General features: G+C 61.9%; 17 protein-coding genes and 1 pseudogene. 12 read left to right on the plus strand and 6 right to left on the minus strand.

What is annotated here, in order from left to right; genetic code table 11:
• The first annotated feature begins 3 nt into the window (after nucleotides 1-3).
• The 3 genes from ACP7BZ_RS18855 (at nucleotide 4) to ACP7BZ_RS18865 (ending at nucleotide 2444) form a co-directional block, all read left to right on the plus strand.
• On the plus strand, nucleotides 4-1269 hold the full coding sequence (locus tag ACP7BZ_RS18855) for a GNAT family N-acetyltransferase (protein WP_426115975.1): 1266 nt from the start codon (nucleotides 4-6) through the stop codon (nucleotides 1267-1269).
• A 168-nt stretch (nucleotides 1270-1437) separates the two neighbouring features.
• Nucleotides 1438-1902 carry a hypothetical protein gene (locus ACP7BZ_RS18860; protein WP_426115977.1) on the plus strand — a complete coding sequence of 155 codons (465 nt, stop codon included), beginning with the start codon at nucleotides 1438-1440 and terminating at the stop codon, nucleotides 1900-1902.
• Nucleotides 1899-2444, plus strand: coding sequence for an ATP-binding protein (locus tag ACP7BZ_RS18865; RefSeq protein ID WP_426115979.1), 546 nt, complete (start codon nucleotides 1899-1901; stop codon nucleotides 2442-2444). The genes ACP7BZ_RS18860 and ACP7BZ_RS18865 overlap by 4 nt, the downstream gene beginning before the upstream one ends.
• A 200-nt stretch (nucleotides 2445-2644) precedes the next feature.
• On the opposite strand, the gene ACP7BZ_RS18870 is transcribed toward ACP7BZ_RS18865, so the two are convergent.
• Nucleotides 2645-2953 carry a hypothetical protein gene (locus ACP7BZ_RS18870; protein ID WP_426115981.1) on the minus strand — a complete coding sequence of 103 codons (309 nt, stop codon included), beginning with the start codon at nucleotides 2951-2953 and terminating at the stop codon, nucleotides 2645-2647.
• A gap of 144 nt (nucleotides 2954-3097) precedes the next feature.
• The gene (locus ACP7BZ_RS18875; RefSeq protein WP_426115983.1) at nucleotides 3098-3454 is read right to left on the minus strand and encodes a hypothetical protein; all 357 of its coding nucleotides are present in this window, start codon (nucleotides 3452-3454) and stop codon (nucleotides 3098-3100) included.
• Nucleotides 3455-3725: 271 nt separating this feature from the next.
• On the opposite strand from ACP7BZ_RS18875, the pseudogene ACP7BZ_RS18880 reads away from it, so the two are divergent.
• Nucleotides 3726-5411: pseudogene (locus tag ACP7BZ_RS18880) on the plus strand (DNA internalization-related competence protein ComEC/Rec2); the annotation flags it as partial.
• Between the two features lie 10 nt (nucleotides 5412-5421).
• On the opposite strand, the gene ACP7BZ_RS18885 reads toward ACP7BZ_RS18880, so the two are convergent.
• Nucleotides 5422-6264 (minus strand): T6SS effector amidase Tae4 family protein, encoded by an 843-nt coding sequence (locus ACP7BZ_RS18885; RefSeq protein ID WP_426115985.1) that lies wholly within the window; start codon nucleotides 6262-6264, stop codon nucleotides 5422-5424.
• Nucleotides 6265-6412: 148 nt separating this feature from the next.
• Here ACP7BZ_RS18885 and ACP7BZ_RS18890 point away from each other — a divergent pair, with 148 nt between their 5' ends.
• The 3 genes from ACP7BZ_RS18890 (at nucleotide 6413) to ACP7BZ_RS18900 (ending at nucleotide 8355) form a co-directional block, all read left to right on the plus strand.
• Nucleotides 6413-7213 carry an alpha/beta fold hydrolase gene (locus ACP7BZ_RS18890; RefSeq protein ID WP_426115987.1) on the plus strand — a complete coding sequence of 267 codons (801 nt, stop codon included), beginning with the start codon at nucleotides 6413-6415 and terminating at the stop codon, nucleotides 7211-7213.
• Nucleotides 7214-7287: 74 nt separating this feature from the next.
• Nucleotides 7288-7857, plus strand: coding sequence for a dCTP deaminase (gene dcd / locus ACP7BZ_RS18895; protein WP_426115989.1), 570 nt, complete (start codon nucleotides 7288-7290; stop codon nucleotides 7855-7857).
• 177 nt (nucleotides 7858-8034) lie between these two features.
• Nucleotides 8035-8355, plus strand: coding sequence for a hypothetical protein (locus ACP7BZ_RS18900; protein ID WP_426115990.1), 321 nt, complete (start codon nucleotides 8035-8037; stop codon nucleotides 8353-8355).
• Here ACP7BZ_RS18900 and ACP7BZ_RS18905 read toward each other — a convergent pair.
• The 3 genes from ACP7BZ_RS18905 to ACP7BZ_RS18915 all read right to left on the minus strand — a co-directional run bounded on the left by ACP7BZ_RS18905 (nucleotide 8330) and on the right by ACP7BZ_RS18915 (nucleotide 11962).
• Nucleotides 8330-10597 carry an Orn/Lys/Arg decarboxylase N-terminal domain-containing protein gene (locus ACP7BZ_RS18905; RefSeq protein ID WP_426115992.1) on the minus strand — a complete coding sequence of 756 codons (2268 nt, stop codon included), beginning with the start codon at nucleotides 10595-10597 and terminating at the stop codon, nucleotides 8330-8332. The two genes, ACP7BZ_RS18900 and ACP7BZ_RS18905, sit on opposite strands and share 26 nt — an antisense overlap.
• 251 nt (nucleotides 10598-10848) lie before the next feature.
• Entirely contained in the window at nucleotides 10849-11472 is a 624-nt protein-coding gene (locus tag ACP7BZ_RS18910; RefSeq protein ID WP_426115994.1) for a DUF4337 domain-containing protein, read from the minus strand.
• Between the two features lies 1 nt (nucleotide 11473).
• Nucleotides 11474-11962 carry a dihydrofolate reductase gene (locus tag ACP7BZ_RS18915; protein WP_426115995.1) on the minus strand — a complete coding sequence of 163 codons (489 nt, stop codon included), beginning with the start codon at nucleotides 11960-11962 and terminating at the stop codon, nucleotides 11474-11476.
• Between the two features lie 285 nt (nucleotides 11963-12247).
• On the opposite strand from ACP7BZ_RS18915, the gene ACP7BZ_RS18920 reads away from it, so the two are divergent.
• The 5 genes from ACP7BZ_RS18920 to ACP7BZ_RS18940 all read left to right on the plus strand — a co-directional run bounded on the left by ACP7BZ_RS18920 (nucleotide 12248) and on the right by ACP7BZ_RS18940 (nucleotide 19986).
• Nucleotides 12248-13075 carry a transporter gene (locus ACP7BZ_RS18920; RefSeq protein ID WP_426115997.1) on the plus strand — a complete coding sequence of 276 codons (828 nt, stop codon included), beginning with the start codon at nucleotides 12248-12250 and terminating at the stop codon, nucleotides 13073-13075.
• Between the two features lie 74 nt (nucleotides 13076-13149).
• Nucleotides 13150-14748, plus strand: coding sequence for a methyl-accepting chemotaxis protein (locus tag ACP7BZ_RS18925; protein WP_426115999.1), 1599 nt, complete (start codon nucleotides 13150-13152; stop codon nucleotides 14746-14748).
• A gap of 290 nt (nucleotides 14749-15038) precedes the next feature.
• Nucleotides 15039-17291, plus strand: coding sequence for an alpha,alpha-trehalose-phosphate synthase (UDP-forming) (locus ACP7BZ_RS18930; protein ID WP_426116001.1), 2253 nt, complete (start codon nucleotides 15039-15041; stop codon nucleotides 17289-17291).
• Nucleotides 17288-18127 (plus strand): trehalose-phosphatase, encoded by an 840-nt coding sequence (otsB, locus tag ACP7BZ_RS18935; RefSeq protein ID WP_426116003.1) that lies wholly within the window; start codon nucleotides 17288-17290, stop codon nucleotides 18125-18127. The genes ACP7BZ_RS18930 and otsB overlap by 4 nt, the downstream gene beginning before the upstream one ends.
• A 41-nt stretch (nucleotides 18128-18168) precedes the next feature.
• Complete coding sequence (locus ACP7BZ_RS18940) at nucleotides 18169-19986, plus strand: glycoside hydrolase family 15 protein (RefSeq protein WP_426116105.1); 1818 nt, start codon at nucleotides 18169-18171, stop codon at nucleotides 19984-19986.
• Nucleotides 19987-20036: the final 50 nt, after the last annotated feature.

A 20036-nucleotide genomic window follows, 5' to 3' on the forward strand; every position in this document is an offset into this window, starting at 1 on the left:
ATCTTGAGCCAGCGTCTACGATTCCTGCTTGATACGAATATCCTGATTCCGCTTCAGGATACGATGCTCGTGCTTGAGCCAAGTCTTGCTAATTTTGTTCGTTTGGCAGGTGTCGGTGGACATCAACTTCTTTACCATCCGGCATCAAAAATTGATATCGAGCGTGATAAAAACACAGAGCGTCGCGCGCGTACTCTGGCGAGACTTCCGCAATATACGAAGCTCGAAGGGGCACCTTCAAGCCCTCGCAATACGGCACAAACATCACCGAATGATGCTTGTGATAACGATATTCTCCATGCGCTTGAATGCTCGGCTGTTCACGCTCTTGTAACAGAGGACAAGGAAATTCACTCCAAGGCACGTAGCGCAGGTTTTGGCCATCGAATTTACAACATTCAGACGGCTGAAGATTGGCTTCGCCGATTACATGAGCCTGCAGAAGTCCACCTTCCCAATATTGAGGATGTGCACATGTACAGCCTCACTAGTAATTTGGATTCGGCACTTTTCGACAGCTTGCGGGCCAGCTATGACACGCCGGAGCGGAGTTTCAATACTTGGTTTCACAATAAAGCTCAAACCGGACGTAAGGCATGGATAGCTAGAATCGATCACGGAGAAGTTGAGGCAGTTTGCATTTACGCGATGCAAACTGATGAGATCATCAATGACGACAAGGAGTGTCTTCAGGGGCTGTCGTTGAAGCTATGTACTTTTAAAGTTGGGGAGCAAATTCGTGGAAGAAAGATCGGGGAGCTGTTCTTGAAAGCAGCTTTTCGATTTGCGACAGATAATCGTTGTGAAAACACTTTTGTTCATACGAGTCCAGAACAAACTTATCTGTTGGAGCTGCTCAAGGATTTCGGTTTTGAGCAAAACGGAACATATGGAACAGACATCATGTTGGTGAAGGCGCACCCTAGTTCACCACCTGAAAATGAGTTGAATGCGCTTGATTATGCTCGACTATATTTCCCACATTTTCGGATTGACGCCGCCGTTCGCAAGTTTTTGGTTCCGATAAAGCCGCAATATCATCACGTCCTTTTTCCTGAACTGGCACAACAAGCTCAGCTTTTCGGCGGTAGTTCGACTGCCGGGAACGCGATTAAGCAGGCATATCTGTGCAAAGCCAAGACGACGCAGGTGCAGCCAGGTGATGTCGTACTTTTTACCGAACAGAAGATCAACAGGCTATCACGACTGTGGGTATCGTCGAATGTTATGAGGTTCATGACAGTGCCACAAACATCATGCAACTCGTAAGCCGACGAACGGTTTACAGTCAAAAAAACATTGAGGCGATGGCTTCTAAGCCAACGAAGGTGATGTTATTTCGTCTAGTCGGCCATTTTCCCACTCCAATTACATATTCGAGCTTGATTCAAGAAGAAATTGTGTCAGGCCCGATTCAGTCAATTACAAAGATTTCCGATGACGCTTTTTCCAGAATACTCAAACTCTCCCTGTGGTAGCGCAATTTTGCTCTCAGTGAAACCCCGGTTTTCAGAGCTTATCGTTGCGGGTAGCAAGCGAGTCGAATTTCGTCGGGCGGTTCCTGCGCTGCCAGTAGGCACTATAGCGCTATATTCTTCGTCGCCGGTGCAAGCGATCATAGCGCTAGTCGATGTGACAGAAACGATCGAAGCCAGCCCCACCAGACTTTGGGAGTTGGCTAGAGATAATGGCGGCGGATTGACTCGGGCAGAATTGCGATCTTACTTTGAATCAAAAAAGACGGGATTTGCGTTCATGCTAGAGAGCGTCAGGGTATTTGATCGCCCTGTAGACCCCAAGAAATTTTTTAAAGTTTTTACTGCTCCGCAGTCATTTAAATATTTAACGGAAAATGAACTTCGGAAACTCGTAGGCATCCAGGAACAAGGGTCACCAAAATGAATGTAATATTTCTTGCAGGTGTCCACGGTGTGGGAAAGGGATACCTTGGTGCACCGGTCGCGGCGTCACTGAATATAGTTCACTGCACCGCAAGCCAACTTATTCGCGATGAAAAAGGACGTGCAACGTGGGGAGTGGACAAATTGGTTTTCGACGTAGACGACAATCAGCTTGCCTTGATTAATGCGGTAAATCGACGGCGAGCCTCAACGCGGACTATTTTGCTTGATGGACACTTTGTGCTCCGAGGCGAGACCGGCGGCTTGATCCGTCTTGCCACTGATGTATTTTCTGGTCTTCATTTGTCGGGAGTCATTCTACTGTGTGACGATGCAGAGACTATCGCTGGCCGACTCGCAAGTCGGGATGGTGTATCAACGGGTTCTGAGTCAATTGCCGAACTTGCTGTTGAGGAAGCTGCACACGCTCGCGCAGTTTGTTGCTCCCTTGAAATTCCGCTTATCGTGATTGATTCGCCTACCGAAATGCACCTTATGGATGCAGTTGTGAAATTGCTAGCTGATACCGCCGTGCGAGGTTAGGTCATAGCGATGGTCTGCTCGTGATCATCGCCATGGACAGACTACTTGCGGTGCTAACACAATCTCAATCAGTTAAATACTAGACAGCTTATGTTAGCACCACGGCCATGGATTTTCAGGTGGGTGGAGTGGCGAGCGCGATGATGCCACTGAACAGGGCTGGGATCGTGTCACCAGTGTGGTTGCGCCCGGCTTCGTGCTTAATATTCATCCGGCAACAGAAGCGTCGTTGACGAACGGTCCGCTTCAGTGATGATCCAGATTTTCACCGACGCGCCGATCTTGTAGCTGGAAAATACGCGCAGGCCAGAGCGTATTGCGACCAGATTTTGCTGTTGATCGTCAGCGCCCAAATCGCCCCAGTCGCCAGTGGCATGTCGATGAATCAGGGCCAGTGGCGAGAAATCCAGTTCGGTCATGGCGTGCAACGCGCCGGGTGTTGCGACGACTTGGCCGAGCGCGAACAATGGCTTAGGCGTCGTGGGCAGTCTATTGGAATTGTCAGTCATGGTCTTCAGTGGCCTTGATCGAGTGGCCTGCAACATGAGGTTGCTGGATCGGAGTTGCGATCTTCGTTGTTGATCTGCGGGGTGTGTGGGATTGTGCCGACGACATCGAAGGGTTGACTTCGATGTCGTCGCCGTGGTCGGCATTTAGAGTTCAATGATCTGGTGGACGATGGCTTGAACTTCTGGGCCACTCTTTTTCAGCAGCGAGGCGAAGCGGGCGACGATCAGGCGATTCTTCCGGGTTTCGAGCTTGTTGATGTCGCGGACCACGCTCGAATCGAACGGCTTACCTGGCTTGAGGTTTTCGATGGTGTTCTTGACCAGTTCGGTACGTTCAGCATCAAGAGCCTTGATTGCTTCGCGCAATGCTTTGGCAGCGGTCATTTCGGGCGGCGTGGTGGTGCTGGCCGGTGCCGCGTCCGCTGGCGGAGTCAAGACATTGGTAGAGGCGGGCATCTTGTCGTTAGTGATCGTCGGCTTCTTTTCAGTGGCGGTGTTCATAGTATTTCTCCTATTTGTTTGTCAAAAAGACAAGATAATAGTATCCAGCTCTGCGGAAATCGTACATATTTTATTTCTATATTGCAATAATTTAAGGGCTCGCTTGCTTTCTCTATGCCTTGGCTTAAGCGGCTTCCTCCAAGTGGCACGCCACCTGCGGTGCTAACACGATCAATGTTCAGTTAAATACTAGACAGCTCGTGTTAGCACCGTCGGGCATAAGTGTGTAGTCGCGTACGGGGTGGTCTGGTATTGATGTATTCATAGACCAGTTATCTCCATCTCTGGCCTGCACATCACCATGGTGGCCGGCCTGGCCGCGCTGCTGGCAGCAAGCCTGTGGCGCCGCTCGTTCTTTACACGCGCGCAGTTGCCGCTGCTGCTGCCGGCACAAAAAGTCGCGGCGCTCATCGGTGCCGCCAGCGCCCTGCTGTACGTGCTGCTGGCCGGCTTCGGCGTGCCGGCCCAGCGCACCCTGTACATGCTGAGCGTGCTGGCGCTGGCGCTGTGGACGGGACGGCTGACCAGTGTGTCGCACGTGCTGTGCGCGGCACTTGGGCTGGTGGTGCTGCTCGACCCGTGGGCCGTGCTGGCGCCCGGTTTCTGGCTGTCGTTCGGCGCCGTCGGCCTGATCGTCTACGCCAGCGCGGGCCGTAGCGCAAGCCGGCGCCCGCACGCCGCGACGGCGGCCGTCACCACCTTGCCGCTGTCCCGGCGCCTGGGCGCCGCCCTGCAGCCGGCCTTGCTGGCGGCAGCGCATACCCAGTACGTCGTCACGCTGGGCCTGGTACCGTTGACGCTGCTGCTGTTTTCCCAGGTCTCGCTGGTGAGCCCGCTGGCCAATGCGCTGGCGATTCCCCTGATCAGTTTTGTGGTGACGCCGCTGGCCCTGCTGGGCAGCCTGCTGCCGGCACCCCTGTCTGACATCCTGCTGCTCAGCGCGCATGCGCTTGTCGAACTGCTCGCCGGCGTGCTGCGCCTGCTGGCCAGCGGCACCTTGGCGGTATGGTCGGCAGCGGCGCCATCGCCGTTGCTGTTTGCGGGCGCCAGCGCCGGCACCCTGTGGTTGCTGGCGCCGCGCGGCTGGCCGCTGCGCTGGGCAGGCCTGACGGCATGGCTGCCCGTGCTGACGGCGACAGCCAGCTCGCCACCGGCCGGCACCTTCAGCGCCACCGTGTTCGACGTCGGCCAGGGCATGGCGGTGCTGATCGAGACGGCCGGCCACCGCCTGCTGTACGACGCCGGCCCCCGCTATTCGAGCGACGGCAATGGCGGCAACCGCGTCATTGTTCCGTATCTTAAAGCGCGCGGCATCGGCCGGCTCGATGCCATGGTGATCAGCCACAGCGACCTCGATCATGCGGGCGGCGCCCAGGCGGTCCTGGCGGCGTTGCCGGTCGGCCAGTTACTGTCTTCGCTGGACGCCGGCCACCCGCTGGTGCGGGCGCTGCCGATGGCAATGCCGTGTACGGCGGGCCAGCACTGGCGCTGGGACGGCGTCGACTTCGCCATGCTGCATCCGCCGGCGGCCAGCTATGCCGATGCCACCCTGAAACCGAACGCGCGCAGTTGTACGCTGCGCATTTCAGCGGGCACGCACCGCCTGCTGGCGGCCGGTGATATCGAGGCGGCTGAAGAAGCGCAGCTGATCGGCGCCGCCAGTGCGCAGCTGGCGGCCGACGTCCTGCTGGCACCCCATCACGGCAGTGGAACCTCGTCGACAGTCGGCTTTCTTGGCCTGGTGAAGCCGCAGCTGGCGATTTTTCAGGTGGCCTACCGTAACCGGTATCACCATCCGAAACACGAAGTGTGGGAGCGCTACGGCGCCGCCGGCATCCACCGCCTGCGCACCGATGAAACGGGCGCCATCACGCTGCATTTTGGTCCAGGGGAGGGCGACACCATTGCGCCCATCAGTTACCGCACCAGCCATGCGCGCTACTGGTACGGCCAATAGCGCCACAGCGTCAGGCCAGCTGCCACAGGCGGATCTCGGTGGCCTCATCGAGGTTCGAGTACCAGTTGCCCGGCTTGCCGCGCAGCAGATCGAAAGGGTTGCGGATGCGCTCGATGCCGAGGCGAAAACGCAGGAACGATTCCATCGATGGCGACAGGGTGTCCTGGTTCCACAGGTCGATGTGGTCGCCGCTGGGGGCCGCTTCACCGCTGCGGCGCCAGTAGTTGGCAAAATAAATGATGCCCCGCTTGCCGGCGATCTGCCGCTGCCAGTCGGCGCCCGTCACCCGCAGCGACAGCGGCGCGCCGCAAAACGGCTGCTGCTCGAGCCAGGCCGCCAGTTCGACCGCGCGCAGAGCGGCGCGCTTGCCAGCGATCACGGTGGCAGCGCCCGCGTAGCCATGCATGTCGATGCCGCCCGCATGCAGTGCCACGCTCAGCTTGATGGCGCACTGGTCGGGATATTTCAGCTCGCCGGCGCGCGCCAGCAGCACGCCATGTTCGACGACGTCCTGCGGCCAGCGCTCAGCGGACGGCTGGCCCTCGGGGTAGCCGCGCCACAGGTTGGCAAAACTGGGCAGGGTGGCGCCGGGCGCACAGACGGCGGCGCTGGTGGCCGCCGTTGGCGCCTGCTGTGGCGCTGGTCTTGGAGGCGGTCGTGGCGTTGGTTGTGGCGTTGGTTTTCGCGTTGGTTGTGGCGCTGGTTTTCGCGTTGGTTGTGGCGCCGGCGTTGCAGACGGTTTTGGCGCCTGCTCTGCAGCCTGCCTCGGCGCGGCGGTGCGCGCGACTGTGGATGCCGCGGCAGCGGCGTGGCTGCTGCCGCCTTCGCGGCTGGAATCGTCGGGCTTGTTCATCGATCCTCCTGGTTGACCCTGCCCACGGTATGCCAGCCGCAGCGCGCCTTCTTGTGTGCGCGCAAGCCGGCCACATGCGCGAGCACGGCAGGGCCACTAGACCGATTCCTCTAACTGTGTTGCGCAGGCGCGGCTTACAATTGTCCGCATGACAAAACCACTGCTGCACTTTACCCATGGCAACAGCTTCCCGGCCGGCGTCTACAACCGTTACCTGGACGGCCTGCGCCGGCACTTCGATGTGCGCGTTGCCGACATGCTCGGTCACGACGCCCGATATGCCGTCAGCGATGGCTGGCCCGGGCTGGTCGAAGAGTTGCTGGCGCAGCTGGCGGCGTATGAGCGGCCGGCCATCCTGGTCGGCCATTCGCTCGGTGGCATGCTCAGCCTGATGGCGGCGCGCCAGCGGCCGGCGCTGGCGCGCGCGGTGGTGATGCTCGATTCGCCGGTGGTGGCCGGCTGGCGCGCTTTCTTGCTGCGCCATGCCAAGGGCACTGGCTGGGACGACAAGGTCTCGCCCGCGCGCTTTTCGCAAAAGCGCCGCATGTTGTGGCCGGATGCCGCCAGCGCCCATGCGCACTTCGCCGCCAAAGCTATTTTTGCGGCGTGGGCGCCGGGCGTGCTCGACGATTACATCGTCCACGGCCTCAAGCCGCACGAGCACGGCGTGCAGCTGCGTTTTGACCGCGACGTCGAGACGGCAATTTACCGCTCGCTGCCGCACCACATGGCACAGGTGATCAAGCCGCCATTTCCGGTGCCGGTCGGTTTCATTGGCGGCCGCCAGTCGGCCGAGTTGCGCCAGGCGGGCCTGGGCGCCACTCGCAAGCTGGTGGGGGCGAATTTTTTGCACATCGATGGCGGCCACCTGTTTCCCATGGAGTCGCCGCAGCAGGCGGCGCAGCTGACCGAGCAGATGATCGGCAGGCTGCTGCCGGCACTGGCTTAGAAGGCAAGCTTTAGCGTAGAATCCGGCGTAAAATCGGCAGCGCCGCCTCGCCACTTCTTCCGAAAGCCCCAACAATGACTATCAAAAGCGATAAATGGATCCGCCGCATGGCGCAGGAAACCGGCATGATCGAGCCGTTCGAGCCAGGCCAGGTGCGCCACGATGCCCACGGTAACAAGACCATTTCCTATGGCACCTCGTCCTATGGCTATGACATCCGCTGCGCCGATGAATTCAAGATTTTCACCAACATCAACAGCACCATCGTCGACCCGAAAAACTTTGATTCGAACTCCTTCGTCGATATCAAAAGCGATGTCTGCATCATCCCGCCGAATTCGTTCGCGCTGGCCCGCACCATCGAATATTTCCGCATTCCCCGCAATGTGCTGACGATTTGCCTGGGCAAGTCCACCTATGCGCGCTGCGGCATCATCGTCAACGTCACGCCGTTCGAACCGGAGTGGGAAGGCTACGTTACCCTGGAGTTTTCCAACACCACCCCGCTGCCAGCGAAAATCTATGCCGGCGAAGGCTGCGCCCAGGTGCTGTTTTTCGAGAGCGATGAAGTATGCGAAACCTCGTACAAGGACCGCGGCGGCAAGTACCAGGGGCAAAGCGGGGTCACTTTGCCGAAAGCCTAGTGCGGCCCAGGGGGGCGCAAGCACGTTTTCCGCAAGATCCTTCCGCGCGCGTGCGAATGACTCCCCCGGCTACTCCAGTGACAGCCCGGCAGGCGCGTCGGTTGGCGATGTGCTCAACAATCTACCGTCGGCAATGTCGATCCGAACGGCGTCCTGCCGGTCGAGGGTGGCGAAGCGGTGAAGTTCATCAATAATCCGGGCGGCAAATGCAGCCTGGCCGCCGGGCGCGCAGCGGGCGGCCGCTACAACCACAAGCAGCACGACACGCGCACCGCCACCATCTCCGCCAGGCAGCAGCATGTTGATGTCGCGCTGCTTTACAGGCCTGGCGCGGTGACCGGCAAGGAGGCGGTAAACAATGCGCTGGAGACGGCGGCGGACGCCGGCGGCGGACGGCAGCGCAAAGCGACGCTCAGCAGGTGGCAGAGGTTTTCAACTGCGTGGAAAAAGGGGACCGGCTGGTCCCCTGTTCTTATGACAGCACGGCGTCGCTCTTGACGCAATCGACGAAGTAGCCGCGCTTGCCATCGACTTCGCGCTTGACCAGGCCGTGCACGTCGGTCTCGAAGCCGGGGAAGCGCTCGTTGAAGTCGCGTGCAAAGCGCAGGTAGTCGACGATGGTGCGATTAAACCGTTCGCCCGGAATCAACAGGGGAATCCCTGGCGGATAGGGGGTCAGCAGGATCGCCGTGATGCGGCCCTCGAGCTCTTCGATGGCAACCCGTTCGATTTCGCGGTGCGCCATCTTGGCAAACGCATCCGACGGCTTCATGGCCGGGATCATGTCGGACAAATACATCTCGGTGGTCAGGCGGGCGACGTCATACGCCTTGTAAAAATCGTGGATCGACTGGCACAGGTCGCGCAGGCCCATCGCTTCGTAGCGGGGATTGGCCTGGGCGAACTCGGGCAGGATGCGCCACATCGGCTGGTTCTTGTCGTAGTCATCCTTGAACTGCTGCAGCGCCGTCACCAGGGTATTCCAGCGGCCCTTGGTGATGCCGATGGTGAACATGATGAAGAACGAGTACAGCCCGCATTTCTCAATGATGACGCCGTGTTCAGCCAGGTACTTGGTGACGATCGACGCCGGGATGCCGCTCTCGCCAAACTGGCCATCGAGCGACAGCCCGGGGGTGACCACGGTGGCCTTGATCGGGTCTAACATATTGAAGCCGGGCGCCAGGTTGCCGAAACCGTGCCAGCTGTCTTCGGCGCGGATCATCCAGTCGTCCTGGGTGCCGATGCCTTCTTCGGAGAAGGTATCGGGGCCCCATACCTTGAACCACCAGTCGCTGCCGAATTCGGCGTCGACTTTTTTCATGGCGCGGCGGAAGTCCAGCGCTTCGAAGATCGATTCTTCCACCAGCGCGGTGCCGCCCGGCGCTTCCATCATGGCGGCGGCGACGTCGCACGAGGCGATGATCGAATACTGCGGCGACGTCGAGGTGTGCATCAGGTAGGCTTCATTGAAAGCGTCCTGGTCGAGCTTGACCGACTCCGATTCGCGCACCAGCACCTGCGAAGCCTGCGACAGGCCGGCGAGCAGCTTGTGGGTCGACTGGGTCGAGAAAATCATCGACTCCTTGGCGCGCGGACGGTCCTTGCCGATGGCATGCATGTTTTTGTAGAAATCGTGGAAGGTGGCGTGCGGCAGCCATGCTTCGTCGAAGTGCAGGGTGTCGATTTTACCGTCGAGCATTTCGCGCAGGGTTTCGACGTTGTAGACCACGCCGTCGTAAGTCGATTGCGTGATCGTCAAAATGCGCGGCTTCTTGTTGACCGCGTTGCGGGCAAACGGGTTCGCTTCGATCTTGCGGGCGATCGATTCAGGGGTGAATTCTTCCAGCGGAATGGGACCGATGATGCCCAGGTGATTGCGGGTCGGCATCAGGAAAACGGGAATCGCGCCGCACATGATGATCGAGTGCAGGATCGATTTATGGCAGTTGCGGTCGACCACGACGATGTCGCCTGGCGCCACCGTCGAGTGCCACACCATCTTGTTCGAGGTCGAGGTGCCGTTGGTGACGAAATAACAGTGGTCGGCGTTGAAGATGCGGGCGGCGTTGCGCTCGGACTTGGCGACCGGACCGGTGTGGTCGAGCAGCTGGCCGAGTTCTTCGACGGCATTGCAAACGTCGGCGCGCAGCATGTTTTCGCCAAAAAACTGGTGGAACATCTGGCCGATCGGCGATTTCAAGAACGCCACGCCACCGGAGTGACCGGGGCAGTGCCACGAATACGACCCATCGTTGGCGTAATTGACCAGCGCGCGGAAAAACGGCGGCGCCAAGCCATCCAGATAGGACTTCGCTTCGCGGATGATGTGGCGGGCGACGAATTCCGGGGTGTCCTCGAACATGTGGATAAAACCGTGCAGTTCGCGCAGCACATCGTTGGGGATGTGGCGCGAGGTGCGCGTTTCGCCATAAATGTAGATGGGGATGTCGGCATTCTTGTGGCGGATTTCGCGCACAAACGAGCGCAGGGCGACCAGGGCGAAATCGGTCTCTTCGACCGAGCCGCCGCCGAATTCTTCATCATCGATCGACAGCACGAAAGCCGAGGCGCGCGACTGTTGCTGGGCGAACTGCGAGAGGTCGCCGTAGCTGGTGACGCCCAGCACTTCCATGCCTTCCTTCTCCATCGCTTCGGCCAGGGCACGGATGCCCAGGCCCGACGTGTTCTCAGAACGAAAATCCTCGTCGATGATGACGATGGGGAAACGAAATTTCATGGGCAGCTCCAAAGCGAAGTGCCGTGAGCGCAGCCCGCGCGTTGGCGGGGTTGCAGTTCACGGCACCGAAATAAACTAAAACACAACAAGGTGCGAATTTTCGCAGAAATGGCTGCGCTTCGGTGAAAAAAGATGCGCCAGCTTAGCGTACTTGGCCGCAGCAGCCGCGCACGCCTGCAGCAGGGCACGGGCCGGGCCCCGCATGGCGCCGCAGCCTGCCGTCTGCCGCTGCACCGCAAGCGCCCGCTAATTTAATGCGCCGCCACGCTCGCCCCCAGCAGCGCCCCCAGCGGATCGATATGCATCCACGCAAACACCCCCAGTACAATCCCCACCGCCGCCACCCCATAGGCCCCTACCATCATCCATTTTTTGCGCGTCAGCAGGGTAATGGCCGCCAGCGAAATGGCGATCTGTTCGGCGGTGGTGGCCAGCGCCCACTGGTGGTGGGTATGCATGGCGACATCCGAACGGTGATTCCACTCGTTCGAGGAGGCTTCGAATTTCTCCGCCTTCTTTTTGATCTCGCCCTTTTCGCCGTCGTAGCGGGCAATGTCCGCCTTGTACTTGGCGGGGTTGGCACCGGGCAGCACCATGGCCAGCTCGGCCAGATTCTGCTTGCTCGACTTGGCCTGGTAATAATTCCAGGCGTTGGCCGCTTCCGTCTTGTCGATGGCGGCATTGTTCTTGAACATCGCCGCATCGTTCTGGGTGGCGCCACCCAGGTAGCCGAACGTGGCGCCCACCGTGGCAAGAATGGCCGTCATGACAGCGATGTTGCTGGAAAAGCTGTCGCCGCCGTGCGCACCATGCTCGGCTGCGTGTTCGACTGCATGGTCGTGCGGGCCGTGTACGTGAAATCCATCGGAAGACATATTAGTGTGCTCTCTCGTAAGTGACAAAGGAATAGGCGCAACCGTCAGCGCTGGTCTGGCGTTCGCGCGCAGTCTCGACCCAGCCGGCGGGCAGGGGCGGGAAAAAGCGGTCGCACGGGTAGCGACGTTCGATCTCGGTGATGATCAGACGGCTGGCCACCTGCTGCGCGAGCGCCTGCGCGAAGATTTGCGCGCCGCCAATGATGAAGGCGTCCTGCCCGGCCGTCAGGGCAATCGCTGCCGCCAGCGACGGCGCCGTGTCGACGCCGGCGTGCGACCAGCCGGCGTTGCCGCTGATGACGATGTTGTGGCGCTGTGGCAGTGGCCGGCCAATCGATTCGAACGTCTTGCGGCCCATGATGATGGGGTGGCCGCTGGTGACGCGCTTGAAGTGGGCCAGGTCTTCCGGCAGATGCCAGGGCATGGCATTGTTAACGCCGATGCCGCGCTCTGCATCGATGGCAACGATCAGGGTCAGCGCCTGCGTCATGCCGGCGCTCCGCGACGCGGGGCGCAGCAGGTGTCGACGATGCGGTGGGGCGGGTGGCAAAAAATCATGGTGGCAATCAGTCAGAAGGACAGGCCGTATTTTACAGCCTCGCCTGGCCTGCTGCAGCGCCATTATGGCAGCGCCAGAGAAGCCATGGTGTTGCCTCAAAGATACATAAGCTTTACAATCGCCGCCCCAACGGCACATAGTTCGGGCTAGTCCCGATGCCGCGTGCCCGGCCGTACCGCTTTGCCTTACGCTCGACCAATCACCAGGAGTTTTTCCATGCCATTGACCCTTTTCCCGGCTGCCGGCCGCAGCGCGCTGGCCGTGGCGTTCATCTTGTGCGCCAGCGCCGCCAGCGCCGCCAGCGCCGCTGACGACGATACCATCGTCACCGACCGTCCCGATTTCGTCGAGTCAAGCGCCGTCGTCGGCAAGGGGCGGGTGCAGTTTGAGACCAGCGTGGCGGCCGAACGCACCCGGCGCGATGGTCTCGACCACCGCGCGACCTCGACGCCATCGCTGCTGCGCCTGGGGGTCAGTGACAGCGTCGAATTGCGGATCGAAACGGAAGGGCGGCTGCACGACTGGACGCGCGGCGCCGCCAGCGACGATACGCGCGGCATGGCCGACAGCTCGCTGGGTGTGAAGTGGCATGTGCGCGATGGCGGCACTGGCGGCGCTGAAGGGAGCGCCCCCGCCCTCGGTGTGCTGCTGCACGCCGACCTCACCAGTGGCGCACGCGCCGTGCGCGCCGCCGGCGTGCGGCCATCGCTGCGCGGGGTGGCTGAATGGGAACTGGCCGATGAATTCTCGGTCGGCGTGATGCCAGGGCTGGCCAGCGAAGTGGGCGACGATGGCCGCCGCTTTACCAGCGGCATTGCCGCCGTCAGCGTGGGCAAGCAGTGGAACGAGCGCTGGCGCAGCTTCGTCGAGCTGGCCGCGCCACGCATCGCGCCGGCGCGCCACGGCGGCTCGCTGCTGACGTTCGATATCGGCGGCGCCTGGCTGCTCAACAAGCAATGCCAGATCGATGCGGGCCTGTCGGCCGGCCTCAATCGCAACACGCCCGACCTTGCCGTCACATTCGGTGTGTCGTTCAAGCTGTGAAGTTCAAGCTGTGAAGTTCAAGCGCCAGTGCGCAGGGGCGGCGCCCCCGTCGAATGCCCTTACTTGGAGATGCCGTGTATTTCACCATCAAGCAACGCCTGCTGTTTCTTAACTTTGCGGCCCTGCTGTTCGTTGCCATCGTTGGCCTGATCGGTTATGCAGCCGTTGGCAAGCTCAACACGGCGATGGCCGGCATTACCAGCAATGGCAGCGCCATCAAGGACCAGTTGCAGGCCGACCAGGCCCACGACACCTTGCGCGCCGACGTCCTCGCCGCCCTGATGGCCGACAACGCCGATGCCCACAAGCAGGCCGCCGCCGATGCGGCCGAGCACGCGGCCCTGCTCGACCGGCTGCTGACGTCGATGGAAACCCACACCGTCGATGCGGCGCTGCGCCAGGCGATGGCGCAGGTGCGCCCGGACGCCGCCGCCTACCTGGCCAGCGTGCGCCAGATGGTGGCGCTGGCGGGCTCCGACCGGGCGGCGGCACAAGCCCGTTACGGCGAGTTCAGCGGCCACTTTCACAAGCTGGAAAAAAGCATGGAGGCCTTGAGTGAGACCATCGAAGCCAGCTCCAAAAAAGCGCTCGATGCCGGTGACGTTACGGTGACGCGCTCGCGCCAGCTGATCGCGGTCGCCGCCGCGCTGGCGCTGGCCATCACGCTGGCGCTGGGCTGGCTGGTGGCGCGCGCCATCAGCCGACCGTTGGGCGAGGCGGTGGCGTTTGCCAGCGCCATCGCTGGCGGCGAGCTGGGCCGCGATATTGCCCACGACGCCCGCGACCGCAGCGAAACGGGGCAGCTCAAGGCAGCCCTGAACGCCATGCGCGGCAGCTTGCACACCATCGTGCGCAAGGTGCGCGACAGCAGCGAAGTGATGGCCAGCGCCGCCGGCGACATCGCCGATGGCAATATGAACCTGTCTTCGCGCACCGAGATGCAGGCCAGTTCGCTGGAAGAGACCGCTGCCTCGATCGAAGAATTGACCGCCACCGTCAAGCACAACGCCGAAAGCGCGCGCCACGCCGACAGCATGGCTGCCAGCGCATCGGCGGTGGCGCAGCAGGGCGGCGCCGTGGTCGACGACGTGGTGCACAGCATGGGCGCCATCGACCAGTCGTCGCGCAAGATCGGCGACATCATCGGGGTGATCGAGTCGATTGCCTTTCAGACCAATATCCTTGCCTTGAACGCCGCCGTCGAAGCGGCCAGGGCGGGCGAGCAGGGGCGCGGCTTTGCCGTCGTCGCCAGCGAAGTGCGCAGCCTGGCGCAGCGCTCGAACACCGCTGCGCAAGAAATCAAGGACTTGATCGGCAATTCGGTCGACCAGGTGGCGCGCGGTGGTACCCTGGTCAGCAGCGCCGGCGACACCATGCGCGAGGTGGTTGCCAGCGTGGCGCGCCTGACGGCGGTGATGGCCGATATCTCCGCCGCCAGCCGCGAGCAGGAAGCGGGCATCGCCCAGGTCAGCCAGGCCATCGTGCAGATCGACGGCGCCACCCAGCAAAACGCCGCCCTGGTCGAGCAGTCGGCCGCCGCCGCGCAGTCGCTGCAGCAGCTCACCGCCGGCTTGCTCGAGGTGGTCCAGATCTTTCAGCTTGAAGGCGCGCCGGCAGCACCGGCAGGCGCCGCGGTGCCGCGGGCCCGGGCCGCGCTGGCAGCGCTGACCTGATTGCCGTCCCTTTGGCGGCGGCCCGCGCTGGCCGCCGCCACGCATTCTGCCGCTGTTGATGCGTCACTGAACGGCACCACTCTCCCGCTCCCCCCTTTTTCTTTCCCTTCGCCAGTACCGTCCGACCCCACGGCACGCCCAGCCGTGCGCGCCAAACTGCCCAATTCAGGTAAGCTTGCGTTAAATATAACTGCATTCACACAAATTTAATTTCTTCTTCATTTGTTTGGATGAACCCGTTCGCCATGGCGTCTGTCGCCGGCGATCGAACGCCATGCTGAAGGAACACTATGCAATTTCGCTCGATCGGCCTGTCGTTGCGCTTCATTGCGCCGCTGGCGCTCACGCTTGGCCTGTTCGGTTATCTGGTCATCCCGCTGATGGACAATTTCACCTTGCGCTGGTTCATGCGCGACCTCGACGTGCGCTCGCAATCGCTGGCGCGCACCATGGAAGAGCCGCTGCTCGACTATCTGCCAATCAAGGCGAGCGGCCGCATCAACCAGCTGTTCGACCGCGCCATCCTCGACGAGCGCCTGTATGCGGTGGGTTTTTGCGATGCCGCCGGCGTGCTGCGCTACAAGACGGCAACCTATCCCGCCTCGCTGGGATGCTGGCACACCACCAGCGGCAATTCCGACAAGCGCGCCATGGTCAGCCTGCCGCAGGGACCCGTCCACGTCGCCGCCAGCGAAGTGGCGCAGGATGGCGTGGTGCTCGGGCGCCTGATCCTGGTGCATGACATGAGTTTCATCGAACGGCGCAGCGCTGACACCAAAAAATACATCTTCGGCTTTTTCGCCCTGCTGGCACTGGCCATTTCGCTCATCACGGTGATCATTGCGCACCTGAGCTGGCGCGGCTGGATCAAGGGGGTGCGCGACATGCTGCGCGGTGAACTGATGCCACGCGCCATGGTCGAGACGCCGGCCGACATGCAGCCGCTCGCCGGCGACGTCCGCCAGATGCTGCGCGACTACCACCTCGACCGCCAGGGCGAGGGCAATGGCAGCGGCGAGTGGACTGCCGACACCCTCAAAGATTTGCTGCAGCAGGATCTGGCTGGCGACCAGGTGCTGGTGGTGTCGAACCGCGAACCGTATATTCACGAGCTCACTGCAAACGGCATCGCCGTGCGCCGGCCCGCCAGCGGCCTGGTGACGGCGGTCGAAGCGGTGATGCGGGCCTGCTCGGGTACCTGGATCGCCCACGGCGCCGGGTCGGCCGACCGTCAGACGGTCGACGCCAGTGACCATGTGCGGGTGCCACCCGAGCATCCCAGCTATACCCTGCGGCGGGTCTGGCTGTCGGAAGAAGAAGAGCAGGGCTATTACTATGGCTTTGCCAACGAGGGTCTGTGGCCGCTGTGTCATATTGCCCACGTGCGACCGGTGTTCCGTTCGTCCGACTGGGATCAGTACGTCAAGGTCAACCAGCGCTTCGCCGATGCCGTGATTGCCGAGGCCAACAGCGACAACCCGGTGGTGCTGGTACAGGATTACCACTTCGCCCTGCTGCCGCGGATGGTGCGGGCGGTACTGCCGAAAGCGACCATCATCACGTTCTGGCACATCCCCTGGCCAAATTCTGAATCGTTCGGGATTTGCCCATGGCGCGAAGAAATTCTCGACGGCATGCTGGGCAGTACCATCCTGGGCTTTCATACGCCATTCCACCGCAAAAATTTCCTCGATACGGTAGACCGTTATCTGGAAACGCGCATCGAGCAGGAAGCCTCGACCATCAGCTATGGCGGCCAGCTGACCCAGGTGGCGCAATACCCGATCTCGATTGCCTGGCCCGAGGCCGATGCGGACGCCGTCAGCGTGGCCGAGTGCCGCGCCGAGGTGCGCGACGAGCTCGGCTTGCCGGCCGATCACCTGCTCGGCATCGGCGTTGACCGCCTCGATTACACCAAGGGCATCCTCGAGCGCTTCGACGCCGTCGAGCGCCTGCTCGAGCTGGACCCGTCGATGATCGGCAGATTTTCTTTCGTCCAGATTGCGGCGCCCACCCGTTCGTCGCTCGACGAGTACCAGAGCTTTGAGGCGCGCGTGCGCAAGCTGGCCGAGCGGATCAACCTGCGCTTTGCGATCGGCAAGCATGCGCCCATCATCCTGAAAATCGAGCACCATGGCCAGGATCAGCTGACCCGCTACTTCCGCGCCGCCGATGTGTGCATGGTCACCAGTTTGCACGATGGCATGAACCTGGTGGCCAAGGAATTCATTGCCGCCCGCGACGACGAACAGGGCGTGCTGATCCTCAGCCAATTTACCGGCGCCGCCCGCGAGTTGCACGAAGCGCTGATCATCAATCCTTACCACATCGAGCAGGGCGCCCAGGCCTTGCAAAAGGCGCTGTCGATGCCGCCGGTGGAACAGCGTGAACGGATGCGCAGCATGCGCCGGCGCGTCAAGGATTTTAATGTGTATCGCTGGGCTGGCCGCATGCTGCAAGACGCTGCCCGCCTGCGCCAGCGCGACCACGTCATGTCGAAGATCGATTTTCACAGCCGCCTGGCGGCACGGCGGCGCGCGTGATTGGCGCTGATGGCGTCAATGGCGTCGATGGTACCAATGGCGTCGATGGTGCCAGTAGCGTCGATCGCGCCGGCGGCGCAGCCGGCCACCCTGACGATCCGCTGCGCCTGCTGGAAGACGGCCGCCACGCCCTGTTCCTCGACTTCGACGGCACCCTGGTCGAGCTGGTCGCCCGTCCCGAGCTGGTGGCGCTGGCGCCGGCGTTGCAGCACACCATCGCGCTCCTGCAGCAATTATTGGACGGCCGGCTGGCGCTGGTATCGGGCCGCCCGGTGGCGCAAATCGATGCACTGCTGGCGCCCCTGTGTGTGCCGGTGGCGGGCGTGCACGGCCTCGAACGGCGCGGTGTCGACGGCGTGCTGCGGCGCGCCGCCATCCCCGACATGAGCAGCGTGCTGGCCGCCGCCAGCGCGCTGGCAGCAGCGCATGCGGGCCTGTGGGTCGAACAAAAATATGGCGCGCTGGCCCTGCATTACCGCCAGGCGCCGCAGCTGGGACCCCTGTGCGAGGCGACCATGCGCGCGGCCGTGCTGGCCTGTCCCGGCACCGTTTTATTGCATGGAAAAATGGTGGCTGAAATCAAGCCGGCCGGCATCGACAAGGGCACGGCGATTGCCGCTTTCCTGGCCGAGCCGCCATTTGCCGGCCACCTGGCCGTGTTCGCCGGCGACGACATGACCGACGAAGCCGGCTTCGCCCTGGTGCAGCAAGGCGGCGGTATCGGCATCAAGGTGGGGCCGGGGCCGTCCATCGCCCGCTGTCGTCTCGACAGTCCCGCCGCACTGGCCAGTTCGCTGGCGCAGCTGGTGCAAACGCTTTCAAGGAGAACAGAGTGACTGAACCAATCGAACCGATCACCACCCAGCAAGATGCCCACATCGCTCCGCCAGCGGGACACCCGGCGCCGCAGCGCGCCGCCGCCTCGCTCGACTGCGGCGTGGTCGGCAATTGCGCTTTTTCCGCGCTGATCGACAAGCAGGGCGCGATTGTCTGGTGCTGCCTGCCCCGCTTCGATGGCGACCCGGTGTTCAACGGCCTGCTCGATGCGAGCGACAATGCCAGCCTGTGGACGGTCGAAATTGACGACTTCGCCCGCAGCGAGCAGTTCTACGAGCCGAACACGGCGGTGCTGCGCACGCGCCTGTTCGACAGCCGCGGGCGCGGCATCGAGATCACCGATTTTGCCCCCCGCTTCAAGAGCCGCGACCGCATGTTTTGTCCGCTGATGCTGGTCCGCCGCGTGCGCCTGCTGGGCAGCCCGGTGCGTATCAAGGTCAGCCTGCGGCCCCGTTTCGACTGGGGCCGCCAGCGCCCCGCCATCACCCGCGGCAGCCACCATATCCGCTACGTCGGCCTCGACCAAACCCTGCGCTTAAACACCGACGCTTCGCTCAGCTATGTGCTCGAAGAAACCTTCTTTGTCCTCGACCGCACCATCAATTTCATGCTGGGACCGGACGAGACGCTGGCCGACGGCATTGCCGACACCGCCGCGCTGTTCGAAAAAGACACCATCAACTACTGGCGTACCTGGAGCCGGCGGCTGGCCCTGCCGCTCGAATGGCAGGACGTGGTGATCCGCGCCGCCATCACCCTGAAACTGTCGCTGTTCGAAGACACCGGCGCCATCATTGCCGCCATGACCACCAGCATTCCGGAAGCGCCCGGCAGCAGCCGCAACTGGGATTACCGCTACTGCTGGCTGCGCGATGCCTTTTTCGTCGTCCGTGCGCTCAACAGCTTGTCCGAAGTGGGCACCATGGAAGATTATCTGCGCTGGCTGAGCAATGTGGTGGCGCGCGCCAAGGGCGGCCACATCCAGCCCCTGTACGGCATCGGCCTGGAAGAACATTTGCCCGAATCGCAGCTCGACCACCTGACCGGTTACCGCGACTGCAAGCCGGTGCGGGTCGGCAACCAGGCGCAGGAACACTTTCAGCACGATGTCTACGGCAATATTATTCTTGGTGCCAGCCAGGCGTTTTTCGACCAGCGCCTGTTCCGCAAGGCAGGCCTCGACGAATTCGCCGCCCTTGAAGCGGTTGGCGAGCAAGCCTTCAAGGTGTATGACCAGCCCGATGCCGGCATGTGGGAGTTGCGCACGCGCGCCCGCGTGCACACCTCGTCGGTGCTGATGAGCTGGGCCGCCTGCGACCGCCTGGCAAAAATCGCCATCAAGCTGGCGCTGCCCGAACGCGCGCAATTGTGGGAAGGGCGCGCGCGCCTGATCCGCGAGCGCCTGCTGCGCGAAGCGTGGAGCGAGGAGCGCCAGGCCTTCGCCGAAAGTTTTGGCGGCCGCGACCTCGATGCCAGCGTGCTGTTGATGGCGGAGGTTAATTTTATCGACCCCATGGACCCCCGCTTCATCGCCACCGTCGATGCGCTCGAAGCGTCGCTGTGCGATGGTCCCTACATGCGGCGCTACGAAGCGCCCGACGATTTCGGTAAACCGGAAACAGCCTTTAATATTTGCACCTTCTGGCGCATCGATGCACTCGCCCGCATCGGCCGCATCGACCAGGCGCGCGGGGTGTTTCAGGCGATGCTCGATGCGCGCAATCACCTCGGGCTGCTGTCGGAAGACACCCATCCCGTCACCGGCGAAATGTGGGGCAATTTCCCGCAGACCTATTCGATGGTCGGCCTGATCAATTGCGCGATGCGGCTGTCGGCGCCGTGGCATAGCGTGATTTGAAGGTATCTGACCGCCAGGACAGAGGACCATGAGATTGGCTTTCTCTTCGT

Origin of the sequence: Massilia sp. PWRC2, assembly GCF_049896725.1 — a bacterium.
In the GTDB taxonomy this organism is placed as follows: domain Bacteria; phylum Pseudomonadota; class Gammaproteobacteria; order Burkholderiales; family Burkholderiaceae_D; genus JAFCUW01.